The sequence below is a fragment of the Vibrio lamellibrachiae genome (genome assembly GCF_050337265.1).
GTDB lineage: Bacteria > Pseudomonadota > Gammaproteobacteria > Enterobacterales > Vibrionaceae > Vibrio > Vibrio kyushuensis.
Genome location: NZ_JAKJSU010000004.1, coordinates 211,664 through 227,570, shown reverse-complemented (window position 1 = coordinate 227,570; position 15,907 = coordinate 211,664). Strand labels below are relative to the sequence as shown.

Below are 15,907 nucleotides of genomic sequence, written 5' to 3'. Positions count from 1 at the left end.
TATTTTCATAATAGTTTGTACTTTAAACTGTAGATTCAGTATTTAACTATAGACTTACTAATTAACTACAGATAGCAAAAGGGCGGCCTAGACCGCCCAATTTTATCGCTATTAACGGATTGGTGGAGCGTACATAAAGCCGCCAGCATTCCAAAGCGCGTTAACTCCGCGTGAAATCTTAAGCGGTGAACCTGTACCTACAGTACGTTCGAAGCTTTCACCGTAGTTACCAACTTGTTTGATTACTTGGTAACCCCAATCGTCACGGATACCTAAACCTTTACCTTTAGGACCATCAACACCAAGGATACGTTTAACGTTTGGATCGTTAGACTTAAGCATTTCATCTGCGTTCTTAGAAGAGATACCGTATTCTTCTGCGTTAATCATTGCGTTAAGTGTCCACTTAGCAACGTTGAACCATTTGTCATCATCTTGACGAACTACAGGACCTAGAGGTTCTTTTGAAATGATTTCTGGAAGAACGACAGCAGCGCTAGGGTCTTTTAGATTTAGACGAAGAGCATATAGACCTGATTGGTCTGTTGTTAGTACATCACAACGACCAGCATCGAACCCTTTAGAGGTTTGAGCTGCCGTATCAAATACTACTGGTTTGTATGCCATACCTTGATTACGGAAGTAATCGGCAAGGTTAAGTTCGGTAGTTGTACCTGATTGAACACAAACAGATGCGCCATCAAGTTCTTTTGCACTAGTTACGCCAAGGTCATTCATAACCATGAAACCTTGACCATCGTAGTAGTTAACACCAACAAAGTTTAGACCTAGAGCTGTATCACGGTGTAGCGTCCATGTTGTATTTCGCGAAAGAACATCAATTTCACCTGATTGAAGAGCAGTGAAACGTTCTTTAGCAGTTAGCGGTACATACTTGACTTTAGTTTTATCGCCTAGAACTGCCGCAGCTAGTCCTTGACAATACTCTACATCGATCCCTTCCCACTCACCTTTTGAATTTGGGTTAGAAAACCCAGGTAGACCAGTACTGACACCACAAGTTAGAAAACCTTGTTTAGTAACTTTATCCAGAGTGCTCTCTGCAGCAGAAACTGTAGTCGACATCAGGGCAGTCGATGCAGCTACAACAGAAGCAAGAAGTGTTAGTTTATTTGTCATTTGTATCCTTCCTGTATGATCCATGTTAAACCAGGTGACACCTGATACAACGTGCTAAAAATGTTGTTATTGTTTTTAGGTTGAAATTTCGCGACTTTCGTTCTACGGATTTCAACTCTTTTTAAGCGTAGGTAAGGTTTTGTATTTTCTCAAATATTTAATAGCAAAAGTTATTTGACAAGAATCACATTACCGAACAGTTGTTAGAATGACGAAATGTTACTAGCTTGTAAATAGTGCAACAGTGCACCTGAAAAACGCAACAGAACGAATGCAATTAACTTTCATGTAAACAAGGTGTAAAAATATGTGTATTCTTTTCTATGTGGCATTACGAGCTGGACTTGTGGGTAAATTCGGTTAAAAATAAATGCAAACAGGCTGTGGGATGAAATCATTGCCCCAATTCTGTTAGGATGTAATTAATAGATATATAACTAGTTCAGGGATTGAAATGCAGTATTTTCCACTTTTTATGGACTTAGAAAACAAACCTGTATTGGTTGTTGGTGGTGGTGAAGTCGCGTGTCGAAAAGTAGACGCGTTGCTTAGAGCAGGGGCATTGGTGACCATTACATCACCTAAAATAGATGATTTCCTACAAGTGCTTGTATCTGAAAATAAATGCCAGTGGGTTCAGCATTTTTATTCATCTGACTGTATTCGAAAAGAATATGTTCAGGTGTGGGCAACGACCGATAATCCAGAGTTAAATCATCAAGTTTATAAAGATGCAAAGAGTCATGGGATTCTTGTCAATGTTGTTGATGATCTCCCGTACTGCGATTTCATCACACCTTCCATGGTAAACCGCGGACGCATACAAATTGCTATTTCAAGTGGCGGAGCATCGCCAGTATTAGTCCGTAATATACGTGAGACACTGGAGACAGTGCTGCCTCATAATTTATCTTTGATTGCTGATTTCGCAGCATCAAAAAGAAATTCGATTAAAGAAAATCTGACGTCGGTGTCTCAAAGAAGAAAGTTTTGGGAGCAATTTCTAAACTCTTCGGCGGTATGTAATGCAAATAGTCGAGAACAACTTGAAAAATACTATGTAGAGTTATTTGAGTCGGGTATTGATGAGACTGGTTTCTGTTATTGGATCTGCTTTAACGACGATGTTGAGCTGCTTACAATGAAAGCTATGCGCTATATGCAGCAATCAGAGTTAATATTGCATCATGTAGATTGTCCACATGCGTTTATCGATTTATCTCGTCGAGATGCCGATCGTATCAGTTTTAAATCACCGATGGATTTGGCCGACAAACTACAAACTGCTCGAGAGCGAGATATGCGAGTTTGTGTCTTTATTTCAGAAAATAGTCACGAATACGCTTTGTTGATGAAAAATGATGAGTTTTTGCTTCCTGGAACTATTAAGTAATCAATAGGTAGGGTCTTGGGCTAGTAGTACGAATCTTTTATTATTCATTGACTACTGAAAATCTAAAAAGCTTCAGATACAAAAAAGCCGCTATTGTTTGGAATCACCAAGCTAGCGGCTTTTTATTTGAGACGATTAAGATAAGACGATACTAGTCTCTAAAGTTATCAAACTGAAAAGGCTGGCCAAGCTCGCCATTTTTTACCAAAGCCATCGCTGCTTGAAGGTCATCGCGTTTTTTACCGTTAACACGAACTTTCTCACCTTGAATAGAAACTTGAACTTTGATTTTTGAATCTTTCACAGCTTTAACAATTTTCTTCGCAACAGGTGTATCAATACCTTGCTTAAAAGAGACATTCTGATGCCAGCTTTTACCAGTTTGCTCTGCTGTTAAAGATTCCATCGACGCAGGGTCAATTCCACGCTTTGTTAGCTGTGAGCGTAAGATATCGCGCATTTGCTTTAGCTGAAAATCACTTTCAGTAGAGAGTTTTACGTTCTCATCTTTTAGAAGCTCAAAGCTAGCGGTAACGTTTCGGAAATCAAAACGAGTAGTGAGTTCTCTAGAAGCATTATCAACAGCGTTTCTAAGCTCAACAGTATCGATTTCTGAAATAATATCAAATGAAGGCATGTTTCTGTCCTTGTGTTAGGTTTTAACGTGCTTTAACCGCAGTAGCGAGCATATCAAGCATAGTCTTAGTATCATCCCAGCTTAGGCAAGGATCGGTTATCGATTGGCCGTAAGTTAGGTTGTTAAGGTCAGTCATTGGCTGATTGCCTTCAACAATGAAGCTCTCTGCCATGATTCCAGCAATGCGATTTTGACCAGATTGGATTTGTTGGCAAATATCTTTTGCTACGTCCAATTGCTTACGGTGCTGTTTTTCACAGTTAGCGTGACTAAAATCAACGACTAACCGTGGAGCAAGATCAACGTTACTAAGCTGGCTACATGCTTCTTCGACTGATTGAGCATCGAAGTTTGGACCTTTGTCACCACCTCGTAAGATAATGTGACCAAATGGGTTACCACTTGTACGGTACACAGTCATACGCCCATTTTTATCTGGCGAGTAGAAGTAGTGAGATGCACTTGATGCACGTATCGCATCAATGGCAATCTTAACATTACCATTGGTACCGTTTTTGAAGCCTACAGGACAAGATAGGGCCGAAGCCATTTCTCTATGTATTTGAGATTCTGTAGTGCGAGCACCAATTGCGCCCCATGAAATAAGGTCAGCAATGTATTGACCTGTAATCATATCGAGGAATTCAGTCGCTGTTGCAAGACCAAGCTTGTTGATATCGAGAAGTAGCTTACGAGCTTTATTTAGACCAGTTTCAAGCGCGTAAGAGCCATCAAGATTAGGGTCGGTAATCAAGCCTTTCCAACCAACAACGGTTCTTGGCTTCTCAAAATAAGTACGCATAACAATAAACAGTTCATCACTGTATTGTTGCTGAACTTCAGCCAGTTTCGCTGCATAGTCTAGTGCTGCTTCAGTGTCATGTACTGAACACGGCCCAACGATGACCAAAAGGCGTTCGTCTTGACCTGTTAAAATGTTTTCAATCTGGCGACGAGAATGAGCAATTTTGCTCGCAACGTCTTCAGTAATAGGATGAGCGCTTCCAAGCTCTGCCGGAGTCGGCATAGGACCCAAAGGTTGGGTTCTTAATTCATCTGTTTTTAATGGCATGCGATTGCCTGTACCTTTTATTTCGAAGCCGTAAAGATAACGGAAATGGGGCTAGGAATAAACTGTTTAGCTCGATTCTTTCCGACATATGACTATATAGCTTCCCCATGGCTTTACAGAATGATAATTTTGCTTGTGTTTCCAGTACTCAGTCGGTATTTTCGATAAAAATAGCCGGCAAATAGACATGGAGCAGTAATGAGTCTTCCAAATAACAACAGTTTAGTGAGCGATTTTGAACTGGGGGATGCATTTCCACTTTCTCAAGAACGAAGTACTGAAGAGCAGCAAAGTAGCGGTAATCATATTTATGTTTCTATCGCTGATCTGATCATGGATAAGGTGTTCTATCACCCTTCACTGGTTGATAACAACAATGATCTGCTTGATATTGAACAAGCTTCTTTGACTTCAATTCTTTCAAACCAAAGTGTTAAAGAACATTTTGTATCAACGATGTGCACGCACATTGAAGGTGCAATTAGTGAACAGCATAAAGCGGTACGTATTTGTTTAAGTAATAGTGATAGTAGAGGCTTTAGCTCTCTTATTGCTGGCACGCTTGAAGAGAAAGAAGAAAACCCTGCGCTTGGGTTACGTGGTGTTATTCGATTTGCATCAAGCTCGTATGCGTCTGCCTTTGCACTAGAATGTGAGGTGATCAAATCGCTACGTGAAAAAGACATTGATGTAGAGATTGTCGTACCTTTTGTACGGACTCTCGCTGATGCAGCGACTATTATAGATAAGTTAGCGGAGCAGGGGCTGCCAAGAGGATTAAACGGTCTGAAAGTACTGTTTAGTGTCGACGTGCCTTCTGCGGTTCTACTTGCTGATCGTTTACTGCATTACTTTGATGGTGCGGTGGTTAACTTGGATAACTTAACCCAGTTTACACTTGGTATAGATAGAACTGCTGAAAAGTTAGAGCATAGCTTTGACTCTGAAAATGAGGCTGTTATTCATCTTATTGAGTTAATTTCAAAAGCGACATTAACGGCTAAAAAACCATTAGTTCTGGTTGCTCACGCGATACAGCCACACAAAAAGCTTCACGCTTATCTTGTAGAGCAAAATCGTATCGAAGTGATTATTACAGGCTAGTAATGCGGGCTAGTGGTTTTTCGTAGATGCCAAAAATGCCACACTTTTAAGACCGTTTTTTAGACATGTGACATTGTAACTAGAAGCCTAGGTTTAATTGAACCTAGGCTTTTTATTGCCTTACTGTTTGCCAAAATCGGTAAGCTATCTCGTTATAAGACTGAGAACGTTGACAACTTGCTTTAAGTTGGATTAAGTGGTCGGATGACTTTTGTGAAAGGACATCACTATGTTATCCCAGCTTCAAAAAGCGAACATGTACTTGGCATTCTTTGGATTTTTCAAAGTTCCCTTTATTTGGCTATCCAGACCCAAGATAGTGCAACTAGACAGTTCACGTGTAGAAGTGAAAATCCCGTTAAAACGACGCAGTAAGAATCATCTAAACAGCATGTATTTTGGTGTGTTGTGTTTAGGTGCAGATGTCGCTGGTGGCTTTATGGCAATGAGTAAAGCTCAAGCTCGAGGAGAGAAAATCTCACTAGCGTTTAAGTCTGTAGAAGGGGAGTTTTTGAAGCGACCAGAAGCGGATGTGCATTTTCACTGTGAGGATGGGGCGCTCATTGATCAAATGTTAGATGAGACAATTGCAAGTGGCGAGCGTGTCAATCAAGCCGTAAAGATCACTGCGACCAGCCCAACCCTACATGGGGATGAGCCGATGGCGGTGTTTTATCTTACTTTGTCTTTAAAGCGGGTCTAGCTCTCTGTCGTCTCTTTAACTGACTTGTTGTTTTCGAGTTCAATTGATTCGATTGCAACAATCTTGCTTCGATTAAGAATGATCTTCCAGCGGTAGTAGCGGACCTCGTCATTATGGTTATTTTCCCTAACAATAAGGTTAAGTAGATGCCTTTTCTCTACTGACTCTTTGGTTACTTGCCCGTTATTGAGTTGGTAGAGTTTGTTAGAGCCTTTATCCATCAAGCGAGTCAGGCCACGCATGCTTAACTGCAATGTTTCTCGAGTCTCTTCGTAACCACTCATGAATCGAGAAGTCGACATTTCGGTTTCAGAGCGGTAATGAAGAATCTGCTCTTCACGTTGTACAACCCGTTTTTTACGAATTAATGAGATACGATCAGGAAGCTTACTCATTGCGGTGTAGTCGAGCCATTCATCCTTTTGTCCAACGGCTTTATTTGTCGTTGGGTCAATGTACTTCCGACGCCACTTTGCTTTCCCTTTTCGAATCACTCGCCATAAAACATCTCTTAAATCATCTTTAAATATTTCTCTCAGCGCATAGACAAATGACATAGCCACGATAAAGGAAGCGGTGATTTCTCCCCAATAGTCACGGGCTACGACGGCAATAATGGTAACGAAGACCATCACAAGCCCAGTCGCAATTCCTTTGACTGCGCGCTTCATATTTTTGCCTAAGGAGGTGACCTTTTCTTTTAGAACGATTGGGTGCTCAATTAAGCGACGTAGCAAGCGCATTTTATTACTCATGCGCGTTACGTCATCTCGGACTTTCTTTGAGTTGTAATTATTGAGCTTTCTATGGGCCGTTTCTTTTTCAACAATAGTGATAAGACGTTCTTTAACCGTCTTATAGTCACCATCTCGTGGCATGTGAGCCACCAAAGACATGAACTTTTGACCCGTATACCAAGATAAGTAATTATCGATGTTGGCGTAGTAGCGCTTTAAGCTCTCTTCAAAAGGGATAGCACGTCTAAGGCGCTTAAGTATATCAAGTGCAAGTTCAATAACTTCATCTACGTCATCAGCATTGACAGCATCAGTGTTGTGCTTGTTAAGCTCACCGACGGCTTTATCGAGTGCGATAACATATTGATATGCGAACAAACTCAAACTGACACGATATTGAGTTGTTGAGAGTCGACCACGCTTGGCAAGTCTACTATGTACCAGTGGCAGTAGTGTTTTGTCACTAAAATAGGTTCTTTTTTGATTAATAGAACTATAGTAAAAGGCACTTTCGCTTAAAACTTCAGGAGATAAACCGAGCTCACCAGGCACAAATAAGTAGAAATCTAAATCTGATTTTTTGGTCAAAGCCATAGCGTGAGAAATTTTGAGAGTGATTGCGTCATGTTTATCGACGGTGACCAAATAGTGCTCCTGAAATTTATCTATAAATTAATGAATAGAACTAGGGAAAGGATAACAGAGTTTAGTTATAATCTCCGTAAATTTAAAAAGAGACAGATAAAATGATTAATGTTGGTCAAGTGAACAACTTAGAAGTAGTAAGGAAGGCTGATTTCGGCGTATTTTTGGACGCTGGCGACTTCGGTTCGACGTTATTACCGAAAAAACATATGCCTGAAGGTGTAGAAATTGGCCAGTTCATCGATGTATTTTTGTATTTTGATTCAGAGAACCAACTAGCCGCCACCACTGAAAAGCCTATTGCGCAAGTAGGAGAGTGGGGACTAATGGATGTGGTTGGTGTTAATAGCACTGGTGCATTTGTTAATTGGGGTGTAGTAGCAAAAGATCTATTGGTTCCATATAGTGAACAGCGTGGCACTCTGCGTGAAGGCTCGAAAATTCTTGTTTATGTTTATTCAGATAAAGCGTCTGGTCGAATTGTTGGTACAACGAAATTCAATAAACTACTTGATAAGACACCTGCGGCATACACTGTTAATGAACAGGTAAATTTGATCATCGCTGAACGTAGTGATTTAGGCTATAAAGCGATCGTAAATGGTGAGCACTGGGGCATGATTTTCCCGTCGGACGTGTTTGGTAAACTATTTATTGGTAAGCAGCTTAAAGGTTACATCAAATCAGTAAGAGATGATGGCAAAGTGAATTTATCTTTGCAAAAGATTGGTGTTGCTAAGATGGATGAATTGAGTACTAAGGTACTTGATTTACTAGAGAAGAAAGGTGGCTTCTTGCCGCTAAACGATAAGTCTTCTCCTGATGCTATCTTTACGACATTTAGAACGAGTAAAGGCACGTTCAAAAAAACTATCGGTGGCTTGTATAAGCAAGGAAAGATTGTTATTGAAGCTGATGGGATCCGTATGGCTGATTCTTCTGCATCTGAACAATCGGCTGCGGATTAGAAAGTGCGGCTGTAGGTAAGAAGAGCTAATTTCGAAAAAGGGCCCAAAACATCCTGTTCTGGGCCTAGGGGAAGGGCTCTATAGGAGCCTACGCTAATTGTTTCGTACCTTTAATTCACTATAAATTATAGTACAAGATATTGGGTATATGCGTAGGCACTAGAATTTCATACTATCGTTTTACGGTTTAAAACAGATTTTTATCTCGGACTAGTTCTCGAGGTAAGCCATTTTTAACTCGATTGCCAACCCATTTACCTAATCCAATCACATCGTTACCTAGTTTAACTATGACTTCACCTTTACCCGGCGTCATATCTGGTCGAACATCTCTACCCATAAACCAATCGCGAGCTTCCTCAATAGAAAGAACTACATAATTTTTTTCATGACCTAGTGTAAGAGTTGTAGCCACTTGATGTTGCCAGCGATAACCTTTTTTATGGGTTTCAGCAATTTTTATACCCATGCGAGAGAAACGGAACTGTCCAATCATTGGCTCTAGAGCGTTTGGAAATAACCAAACATCTTTCTCTCTTAGCCAAACACTGCTGTCGTTGGGAAGATCAATGTCAAGTGTTTCTTTAAGTTGCTTTCCTATGTCCACTTGAACTTTATTCACTGCTTTTTCGAAGGGGAACTTACCCATGCGCTTTTTAACTTCTGGAGGTGTTGATTCTCCAGTCTTACGAATGCGAGCAACAAAGAAGCCTTCACAGTCATAAACTTGTGGAAATATGTGTAAAAAGCCCTCTGACGTTGTTGCTAGTGAAGCATTAGGGAATAAGCCGCTTAAGTCTTCAAATTCAACTAAGTCACCAAAAGTCTGTTTTAAATGATGGCAAACCTGTTGGTTCTCATAAGTACTCAAAGTACACGTTGAGTAGACTAGTACGCCATTTGGTTTCAATGCATGAAAAGCACTTTCGATGAGTTCTTTTTGAGTATCAGCAATACTCTTTACTGAAGACAGGCTCCAGTTCTTCATAGCATCAGCATCTTTGCGAATTGTGCCTTCACCAGAACATGGAGCATCAATCAATACAGCGTCAAACTGAGCTGGTAGCCACCCGCCAAATACCTTGCCATCAAAATTACTAAGAGCCGCGTTTTTAATACCACAGCGCTCAATGTTTGCGTGCAACACTTTCACTCGGCTCGCTGAATATTCGTTGGCAACTAAGATGCCACTGTTATTCATTAAGGCGGCTATTTGAGTTGTCTTTGAACCAGGAGCTGCCGCCATATCAAGGACACTTTGATAATTGGCTGAAGCGTCATCAAAAAGAGCGGTGACAGGCATCATTGAGCTAGCTTCTTGAATATAGAAAAGCCCAGACATGTGCTCAGCCGTATTTCCAAGAGGAACAACAGACTCATCGACGGTTATCCAAAAACCTTCCTTGCACCATGGAACAGGTTCCAATTCCCACCCTTTGACTTTGGCTCGTTCGATAAAATCAGTGACTGTAATTTTTAAGGTGTTGACACGAATGCTTTTGCGTAAGGGACGCTTACATGCATCAATGAAGTCCTGCATGTTAAGTGAGGATGGAAGAATAGCCTCAATTTCGCTTAAAAACTCTTCAGGTAGTTGGATGTTGGAATGCACAGCAGTAGCTCAGATATAGAAGTTGGGCGGATTATAACTAAATTCTATACCGAAGAATAAAAAAAGCAGCGAATTCGCTGCTTTTTATTGGGATAAACGCTAAGGCTTAGGGATAGGCGTTCGCCATTTAGTCCATTTATCTTCTGGGCTAGGGTATAGGAAGAAAGATTGGTCTTCCGTTGCAATTGGCTGAAGTTGCTTACCTTCTGGTGTTGCAAAGGTAATCCCACCCTTCAAAATACTATCAAGTGTCCCTGACTTAATATTTGCACCAGTGATTCCGATTGAAACATCTAACCCCGAAGTATTCCAAAAAACGCTGTTAGCACGAACAAGATGAGCGTATTGGCTGTCGATTCGAAGCGTCGAGATGATTCGGTCTGCGAATTCACCTAACTTAATATCAATGACCTGACCCACTTGCATGTCACGGTAAAGAATTGGTGTTCCAACAGACACTGAACCGCGATTTTCGCTTTGCAAAGTGAAGGTCACTCCTGGTTGATCTTTAGGAGTTTGTTGTAGAGTAAACTGGTTTGATTTTTCACCGTGCCCTGGTTGTACCAAAATGGAAGGGCTTAAGATACTTTCGAGGTTTTCTACACCGGATAAACCAATTTTCGCTTTGGAAACCCAGAAGTAGCTACCATCCCGTGCGATATGTTGTGAATACTCAGGAAGGACACGCGCTTTCAACTCAACCTGTTGATTGGAAAAGTTGGGAGTTACGAGCGTTACTTCACCAATTTTAACACCATTGTATTTCAGAGATGTCCCTTTAGTGACCACATTCTTATCGTTGGTTAACAGCGTTATGACGTGTCCGAACTTACGAGCTTGATTAAAGTCTGAGTACAGCTTCCAGCTATCACTGATTTTATTTTCAACTCCTGCAAGGTTATCAAAAGCGATACCACCTTGGATAAGCGTTTTTAAAGGGGCTGCTTTTACACTGATTCCGGCTAGAGACGCATCGATTTCGACTCCAGACCTATTCCAAAATACAGTTTGATCGGTTAACAAGTGTTTGTACTGGTTTTCAATAGTAGCTTTAATTTTGATACCACCATCGACAAGCATGAAGTCTGCAATGCTACCGACTTGTAAGTTTCGGTAGAGTAGAGGACTTCCTTTTGAAATCGCTGGCAGCTCTTTAGCAAATAGAGAAATGCTTTTTGAGCCAGATAAGTTATATTTGGCAAGTTCCGCTAATGATTGGCTCGCGTAGAGTTGGTAGCTTTGATTTGCCTTTTTATTTCCTTCACTAACAAAGCTGATTGAACCGGTTAATAGCTGTTTCGCCGGTGGAACTGAGATGCTCAAGCCGGATTCTGTAAGTTCGGCTGAAGCACTTCCTGTTACGTAGAAGCGATTTTTAGAACGGATTAAATGCGCATAGTCATTGTCGATTAATGTACTGAGATGAACGTTATCATCAATTAATTGAACGTTTGTAATCGAGCCGACACTAATCCCTTTATAAAGAATACCCGCTCCAACATCTAGTCCATAAGAATTGTCAGCAATTAGGTTAATCGCGACAGAGCGTGATTGGTCTTTATTGAATTCATTTTTTCTAATAGCAGTGAAGCGTCTAGAACGTTCGCCTTCTTCCGGGATAATGGATAAATAATTCCCTTTGATTAGATTACCAATGTTCTCGACGCCAGTTAGAGATACCTTCGCTTCTTCCAATAGGAACGAGCTTTTAGCGGTTAACATATCACTAAAGGCAGGTTGAATCGCAGCGGATGCAATTATCTGTTCACGCCCCTCGCTAAGTTGGAGACTAGTAATTTGACCAACCTCCAAACCGCGGTACATGATAGGTGCACCTGTTGAGCTGATATTGCTGTCATCTGGTAATACGATTTTGATCGGAATACCTCGACCAGCTGTTTTTAGGTCTTTATACAATCTGTATTCGGTAGTCTTGGATATTGCTTCGCCACCCCCGGGTGAATCTACAGCTATAGATCCGGATAAAAGAGCACTAAAGCTCTCTAGACGAACATCAACGCCTTCAAATCCAATGTTGGCGCCGATACCACTGACGTTCCAGAATCGACTTTCATCAGTAATGATATGTCTATATTCATCTTGTATCGATGCTTTGATAATGACGCTTTTCAAATCATCATCGAGTTGATAATCGTAGACTTCGCCAATGGGGATCTTTTTATATACGATTTGAGAACCGATGGAGATGCCACCGAGATCTCGAGCCTTTAAACGAATATTCAGACCTTTACTGGTGAGCAAATCAGAAGGGGGCCTATCAAGGGCCGTAAACTCTGTTTCAAGCTCTTTTGAGGTGTCACTTGGATAAATGGAGATATAGTTACCCGAGACCAAAGCATCAAGGCCTGATACACCGGTTAAACTCGCTGTTGGTTTAACTAACCAAAATTTGGTCTCTTTAGATAAAAGCTTGGTGGCTTCAGGGTAGATATCAGCGTCGACGTAAATACTTTCTAAGTCTTCCGAAAGATTAATGTCTCTAACCATACCGACTTCAAGACCCTGATAGCGAATAGTCGTACGGCCTGCGACAAGTCCCTGAGCATCTGAGAAGTATATCTCGATTCGTTGTCCTGCATCTTGAATCGACTTTACAACAAGCCAACCAGCCAGAACGAACGTGAGAATAGGCAATAGCCAAAGGGGAGAGATACCTTTGTTGCGTTTAACATTGGGCGAAAACGACGGTTGTGTTGCTCCATTACTCATTATCTGACTCTTTTTTCTTTGATTCAGGGAGGTTATCCCATATCAATCTAGGATCTAAGCTTTCTGCAGCTAGCATGGTCATAACCACAACTACGCCAAAAGCAACGGCCCCGAATCCCGGGGTGAAATTTAATATTTGTCCTCTATCAACCAAGGTTAACATGATGGAAATAACGAACAAATCGAGAACTGACCACTTTCCGATCCACTTGACTGCGTAATACACCATCATTCTTTGACGATTGAAAACGCTTCTCTTTAAGTGAATGGCTAACAATAGATAGGTAAGGCCAATAATTTTTGCAATTGGAACGACGATACTCGCAATAAATAGGATCGCGGCTATTCCGTACATATCGCTATTTACCAGTTCAATAACACCAGACATGATGGTGTCTTCTTGGCGTTGTCCATTAGTATATAAAATGGAGATAGGGATTAGATTAGCAGGGAACACAGCAACGGTTGCTGCTATTAAGAATGCCCATGTTTTTTGGATAGAATAGGGTGTACGGTGGTGAAGTGGTTGATGGCAGCGGACGCAAAGTTCAGCCTCTTCTTGAGACAAGTGGCAGTTGTGGCAGTGAATGTTTTTTTCCATAAAATGGTAATCTGATTCTTGATGCCATGATTCCCAATAGCGTCTAACACTGACCCTTGTAATTAGAAGAACGGTAAATAGCTGCAGAAGTACTAGGCCATATAACCCAGGCCCTATGTAGATATCTGAATAGTCTTGTAATTTAAAACACGATACAGCGATACTAACGAGGAAAACGTCGATCATCACCCAGTGCTTTAGCCCTTGAACTATCGTGAGAGAATAGCGGAGCAGTGTAAACGAGCGGATCTTCAACGCGATATGGGTCGTGACTACAGAAAGACACACCGTTAATGGTGCTAATGAGCTACAAAATAGAATAAGAAGTGCTAAGCCGATATAACCTTCATCGATTAAAATGAGCGTTCCTGAAGGTAGGGTCGCTGGAATTAATACCCCAACTAAACGGATACTAATAAAGTCGAAAAAGTGTGATGGGATAAACAGCACAAGGCAGGTGAGAGCGATTGCCAAGTTACCTGAAAGTGACGGAGTACCACCACGGTACAGTTGAGTACCGCATCTTGGGCAATATGCTGAGCTTCCTTGTTTTACGGCTACGACGTCAACTGGCAATTCACAGCCTTGACAGAGACGTACGCCTACCGGATTGGAAGAGTGTTTAGTCAGCGATCCCACCATTACTCCTATAAAAATAAGTTCTAAACAAGATTAAAAAATTAAGTTCTAAACAACACGAGTCGTTTGAAGTAATTAAGACAACAACGCATAGGTGACACTGTCACGTTAGGCATGGGATTGTACCGGCCCATACAGAGTCTGGTACAAACCTTGTTGCAACAGTAATTCACCATGAGTGCCTGTTTGGCTCACTTGACCGTCTTCTAAAACGTAGATTAGGTCAGCTTGTCTAACCGCAGAGAGTCTATGAGCAACAATTAAGGTTGTACGTCCATTTAAGAACTCATTTAACGCTTTATGCAGTGCAGCTTCAGTTGCCGTATCCAGTGCTGACGTTGCCTCATCTAATATGACGAATTTTGGGTTGCTTAAGATCATTCTCGCAATAGCCAACCTTTGGCGTTGTCCGCCGGAAAGCCTGATCCCGTTTCGACCAACTTGAGTATCTAGTCCGTGATTCAGTGTCTTGATGACGTCTTGCATCTGCGCAACTTCAAGAGCTCTCCATAGTGACAAGTCGTCAATATCACTACCAAGCGTGAGATTATGCCTCAACGTGTCGTTAAAGAGTATAGGTTGTTGTAAAACCACGGCAATTTGATCTCGAATTATCTCATAACTGATATCAGTTGCTGGAGCACCGTTAAACCGAATTAACCCAGAGCTAGGTTGGTACGCACCTATAAGTAATTGAATTAACGTCGATTTACCACCACCGCTAGCGCCAACAAGCGCTACTTTTTTTCCAGCTGGTATAGTGAGTGATAAGTTATTAAGCACTTGATTTTCATCATTATAAGAGAAATTAATGTTACTAATTGTGACGTCAACTTCTTGCTCATCGGTGAAAGGGTTAATTTTGCTTACTGGTCGATGCTCTTCTTCTATTGCCAATAACACGTTGATACGGGAAAGTGCAGCCTTGGCACTATACCAAGAAAATTGGATACTGAGCAGTTCTTGAACTGGGCCAAGCATAAACCAAAGGTAAGCAAAGACCGCGAATATTTGGCCAATCGTTAGGTCGCTAAATAGAACCATAAGCATTGCCATTGCTCTAAAAAGCTCAAACCCTAATAAAAATAGAAGAAATGAGAAGCGGCCTGCGGCCTCTGACTGCCAAGCGTACTTGTCGGCGTCGACACGGATCTGATCAGCGTCTTTTTTCAGCTGCTCAAGGAAAAGCTTCTCTTTATTGGCCGCTCTTAGTTGATAGATACCATCAAGTGTTTCGATCAGCCTGTTTTGAAACCGTTCGAAGGATTGGTTCTCGTACTTTTTCAAGTGTTTTACTGTGTTTCCTAATTTTCGAGAAAAGTAGATAACAATGGGGTTCACTAAGAGGATAAACAGCCCTAGCCGCCATTCGAGCCAAAGCAAAACCATGGCTGTGCCTAGAACCGTTAATAGGCTTATGATGAACTTACTTAACGTTCCGCCGATGAATTTGTCAATGGTCTCTATGTCAGTGACTAAGTGGGCGTTAATGCCACCACTTCCTTTCGTTTCGTACTGTTTGATACTGATGCGGCCAAGCTTATCAATCATCATAGTACGAATATTGTAAGTAATTGTTTTTGATACCAAGGTAAATTGACGACTTTGTAAGATATTTAGCGCCTGACTTAATGTACGCATCAATATGACTGCTAGTAAGGTCAAGACAATATAGCCAGTTGGGGTTTGAAGTTCATTAGGCAGTAGGTGGTTCATTATAGCCAAGCCTGAACCCGGCTGGTTAAGCAATACTTCGTCGACCATCAAGGGCATAAGTAGAGGAATGGGCACACTGATGAGTGCTGCGACAACAGCTATTGAATTTGCAAAGATGAGCAAGGACTTGTGCTTTTTTACTTGAATTAATAACCAAGAGCGGCTAATAGTATCGTTTGATGTTGTCATAGAGTCGAAATATCCCTATTT

12 protein-coding genes are annotated in these 15,907 nt (G+C 41.3%); 4 read left to right on the top strand and 8 right to left on the bottom strand.

From position 1 onward, the window contains the following. Nucleotides 1-111: 111 nt before the first annotated feature. Complete coding sequence (locus L4C54_RS01210; RefSeq protein ID WP_428806757.1) at nucleotides 112-1,140, bottom strand: amino acid ABC transporter substrate-binding protein; 1,029 nt, start codon at nucleotides 1,138-1,140, stop codon at nucleotides 112-114. A 454-nt stretch (nucleotides 1,141-1,594) separates the two neighbouring features. On the opposite strand from L4C54_RS01210, the gene L4C54_RS01205 reads away from it, so the two are divergent. Beyond that, a complete protein-coding gene (locus L4C54_RS01205; RefSeq protein ID WP_428806756.1) occupies nucleotides 1,595-2,533 on the top strand; it encodes a precorrin-2 dehydrogenase/sirohydrochlorin ferrochelatase family protein in 939 nt (312 codons plus the stop codon). Nucleotides 2,534-2,684: 151 nt separating this feature from the next. On the opposite strand, the gene L4C54_RS01200 is transcribed toward L4C54_RS01205, so the two are convergent. After that, nucleotides 2,685-3,170 carry a YajQ family cyclic di-GMP-binding protein gene (locus L4C54_RS01200; RefSeq protein WP_428801961.1) on the bottom strand — a complete coding sequence of 162 codons (486 nt, stop codon included), beginning with the start codon at nucleotides 3,168-3,170 and terminating at the stop codon, nucleotides 2,685-2,687. A 22-nt stretch (nucleotides 3,171-3,192) separates the two neighbouring features. Then, nucleotides 3,193-4,242, bottom strand: a complete 1,050-nt coding sequence (locus L4C54_RS01195; protein ID WP_428806755.1) for a 3-deoxy-7-phosphoheptulonate synthase — start codon at nucleotides 4,240-4,242, stop codon at nucleotides 3,193-3,195. A gap of 198 nt (nucleotides 4,243-4,440) precedes the next feature. Here L4C54_RS01195 and L4C54_RS01190 point away from each other — a divergent pair, with 198 nt between their 5' ends. After that, on the top strand, nucleotides 4,441-5,346 hold the full coding sequence (locus L4C54_RS01190; RefSeq protein ID WP_428806754.1) for a putative PEP-binding protein: 906 nt from the start codon (nucleotides 4,441-4,443) through the stop codon (nucleotides 5,344-5,346). Between the two features lie 229 nt (nucleotides 5,347-5,575). Further along, nucleotides 5,576-6,049: a DUF4442 domain-containing protein gene (locus tag L4C54_RS01185; protein ID WP_428801964.1), complete on the top strand. Its 474-nt coding sequence runs from the start codon at nucleotides 5,576-5,578 to the stop codon at nucleotides 6,047-6,049. Here the strand turns inward: L4C54_RS01185 and L4C54_RS01180 are convergent. Continuing rightward, nucleotides 6,046-7,431, bottom strand: a complete 1,386-nt coding sequence (locus L4C54_RS01180) for a hypothetical protein (RefSeq protein WP_428806753.1) — start codon at nucleotides 7,429-7,431, stop codon at nucleotides 6,046-6,048. The two genes, L4C54_RS01185 and L4C54_RS01180, sit on opposite strands and share 4 nt — an antisense overlap. Before the next feature lie 101 nt (nucleotides 7,432-7,532). Here L4C54_RS01180 and L4C54_RS01175 point away from each other — a divergent pair, with 101 nt between their 5' ends. Continuing rightward, nucleotides 7,533-8,399 (top strand): CvfB family protein, encoded by an 867-nt coding sequence (locus L4C54_RS01175; protein ID WP_428801966.1) that lies wholly within the window; start codon nucleotides 7,533-7,535, stop codon nucleotides 8,397-8,399. A gap of 187 nt (nucleotides 8,400-8,586) precedes the next feature. Here L4C54_RS01175 and rsmF read toward each other — a convergent pair whose 3' ends face one another. The 4 genes from rsmF to L4C54_RS01155 form a co-directional block, all read right to left on the bottom strand. Next, complete coding sequence (gene rsmF, locus L4C54_RS01170) at nucleotides 8,587-10,011, bottom strand: 16S rRNA (cytosine(1407)-C(5))-methyltransferase RsmF (protein WP_428806752.1); 1,425 nt, start codon at nucleotides 10,009-10,011, stop codon at nucleotides 8,587-8,589. 99 nt (nucleotides 10,012-10,110) lie between these two features. Then, nucleotides 10,111-12,741 (bottom strand): PqiB family protein, encoded by a 2,631-nt coding sequence (locus tag L4C54_RS01165; protein WP_428806751.1) that lies wholly within the window; start codon nucleotides 12,739-12,741, stop codon nucleotides 10,111-10,113. Next, nucleotides 12,734-13,984 (bottom strand): PqiA/YebS family transporter subunit, encoded by a 1,251-nt coding sequence (locus L4C54_RS01160; RefSeq protein ID WP_428801969.1) that lies wholly within the window; start codon nucleotides 13,982-13,984, stop codon nucleotides 12,734-12,736. Before L4C54_RS01160 ends, L4C54_RS01165 begins: the two co-directional genes overlap by 8 nt. A 105-nt stretch (nucleotides 13,985-14,089) precedes the next feature. Then, nucleotides 14,090-15,886, bottom strand: a complete 1,797-nt coding sequence (locus tag L4C54_RS01155) for an ABC transporter ATP-binding protein (protein WP_428806750.1) — start codon at nucleotides 15,884-15,886, stop codon at nucleotides 14,090-14,092. Nucleotides 15,887-15,907: the final 21 nt, after the last annotated feature.

What these genes read in the sequence shown, in the direction of transcription:
- L4C54_RS01155 (WP_428806750.1), bottom strand. Translation starts at nt 15,886, where the DNA reads ATGACAACATCAAACGATACTATTAGCCGCTCTTGGTTATTAATTCAA.
- L4C54_RS01165 (WP_428806751.1), bottom strand. Translation starts at nt 12,741, where the DNA reads ATGAGTAATGGAGCAACACAACCGTCGTTTTCGCCCAATGTTAAACGC.
- L4C54_RS01185 (WP_428801964.1), top strand. Translation starts at nt 5,576, where the DNA reads ATGTTATCCCAGCTTCAAAAAGCGAACATGTACTTGGCATTCTTTGGA.
- L4C54_RS01205 (WP_428806756.1), top strand. Translation starts at nt 1,595, where the DNA reads ATGCAGTATTTTCCACTTTTTATGGACTTAGAAAACAAACCTGTATTG.
- L4C54_RS01175 (WP_428801966.1), top strand. Translation starts at nt 7,533, where the DNA reads ATGATTAATGTTGGTCAAGTGAACAACTTAGAAGTAGTAAGGAAGGCT.
- L4C54_RS01190 (WP_428806754.1), top strand. Translation starts at nt 4,441, where the DNA reads ATGAGTCTTCCAAATAACAACAGTTTAGTGAGCGATTTTGAACTGGGG.
- L4C54_RS01160 (WP_428801969.1), bottom strand. Translation starts at nt 13,984, where the DNA reads ATGGTGGGATCGCTGACTAAACACTCTTCCAATCCGGTAGGCGTACGT.
- L4C54_RS01200 (WP_428801961.1), bottom strand. Translation starts at nt 3,170, where the DNA reads ATGCCTTCATTTGATATTATTTCAGAAATCGATACTGTTGAGCTTAGA.
- L4C54_RS01195 (WP_428806755.1), bottom strand. Translation starts at nt 4,242, where the DNA reads ATGCCATTAAAAACAGATGAATTAAGAACCCAACCTTTGGGTCCTATG.
- L4C54_RS01210 (WP_428806757.1), bottom strand. Translation starts at nt 1,140, where the DNA reads ATGACAAATAAACTAACACTTCTTGCTTCTGTTGTAGCTGCATCGACT.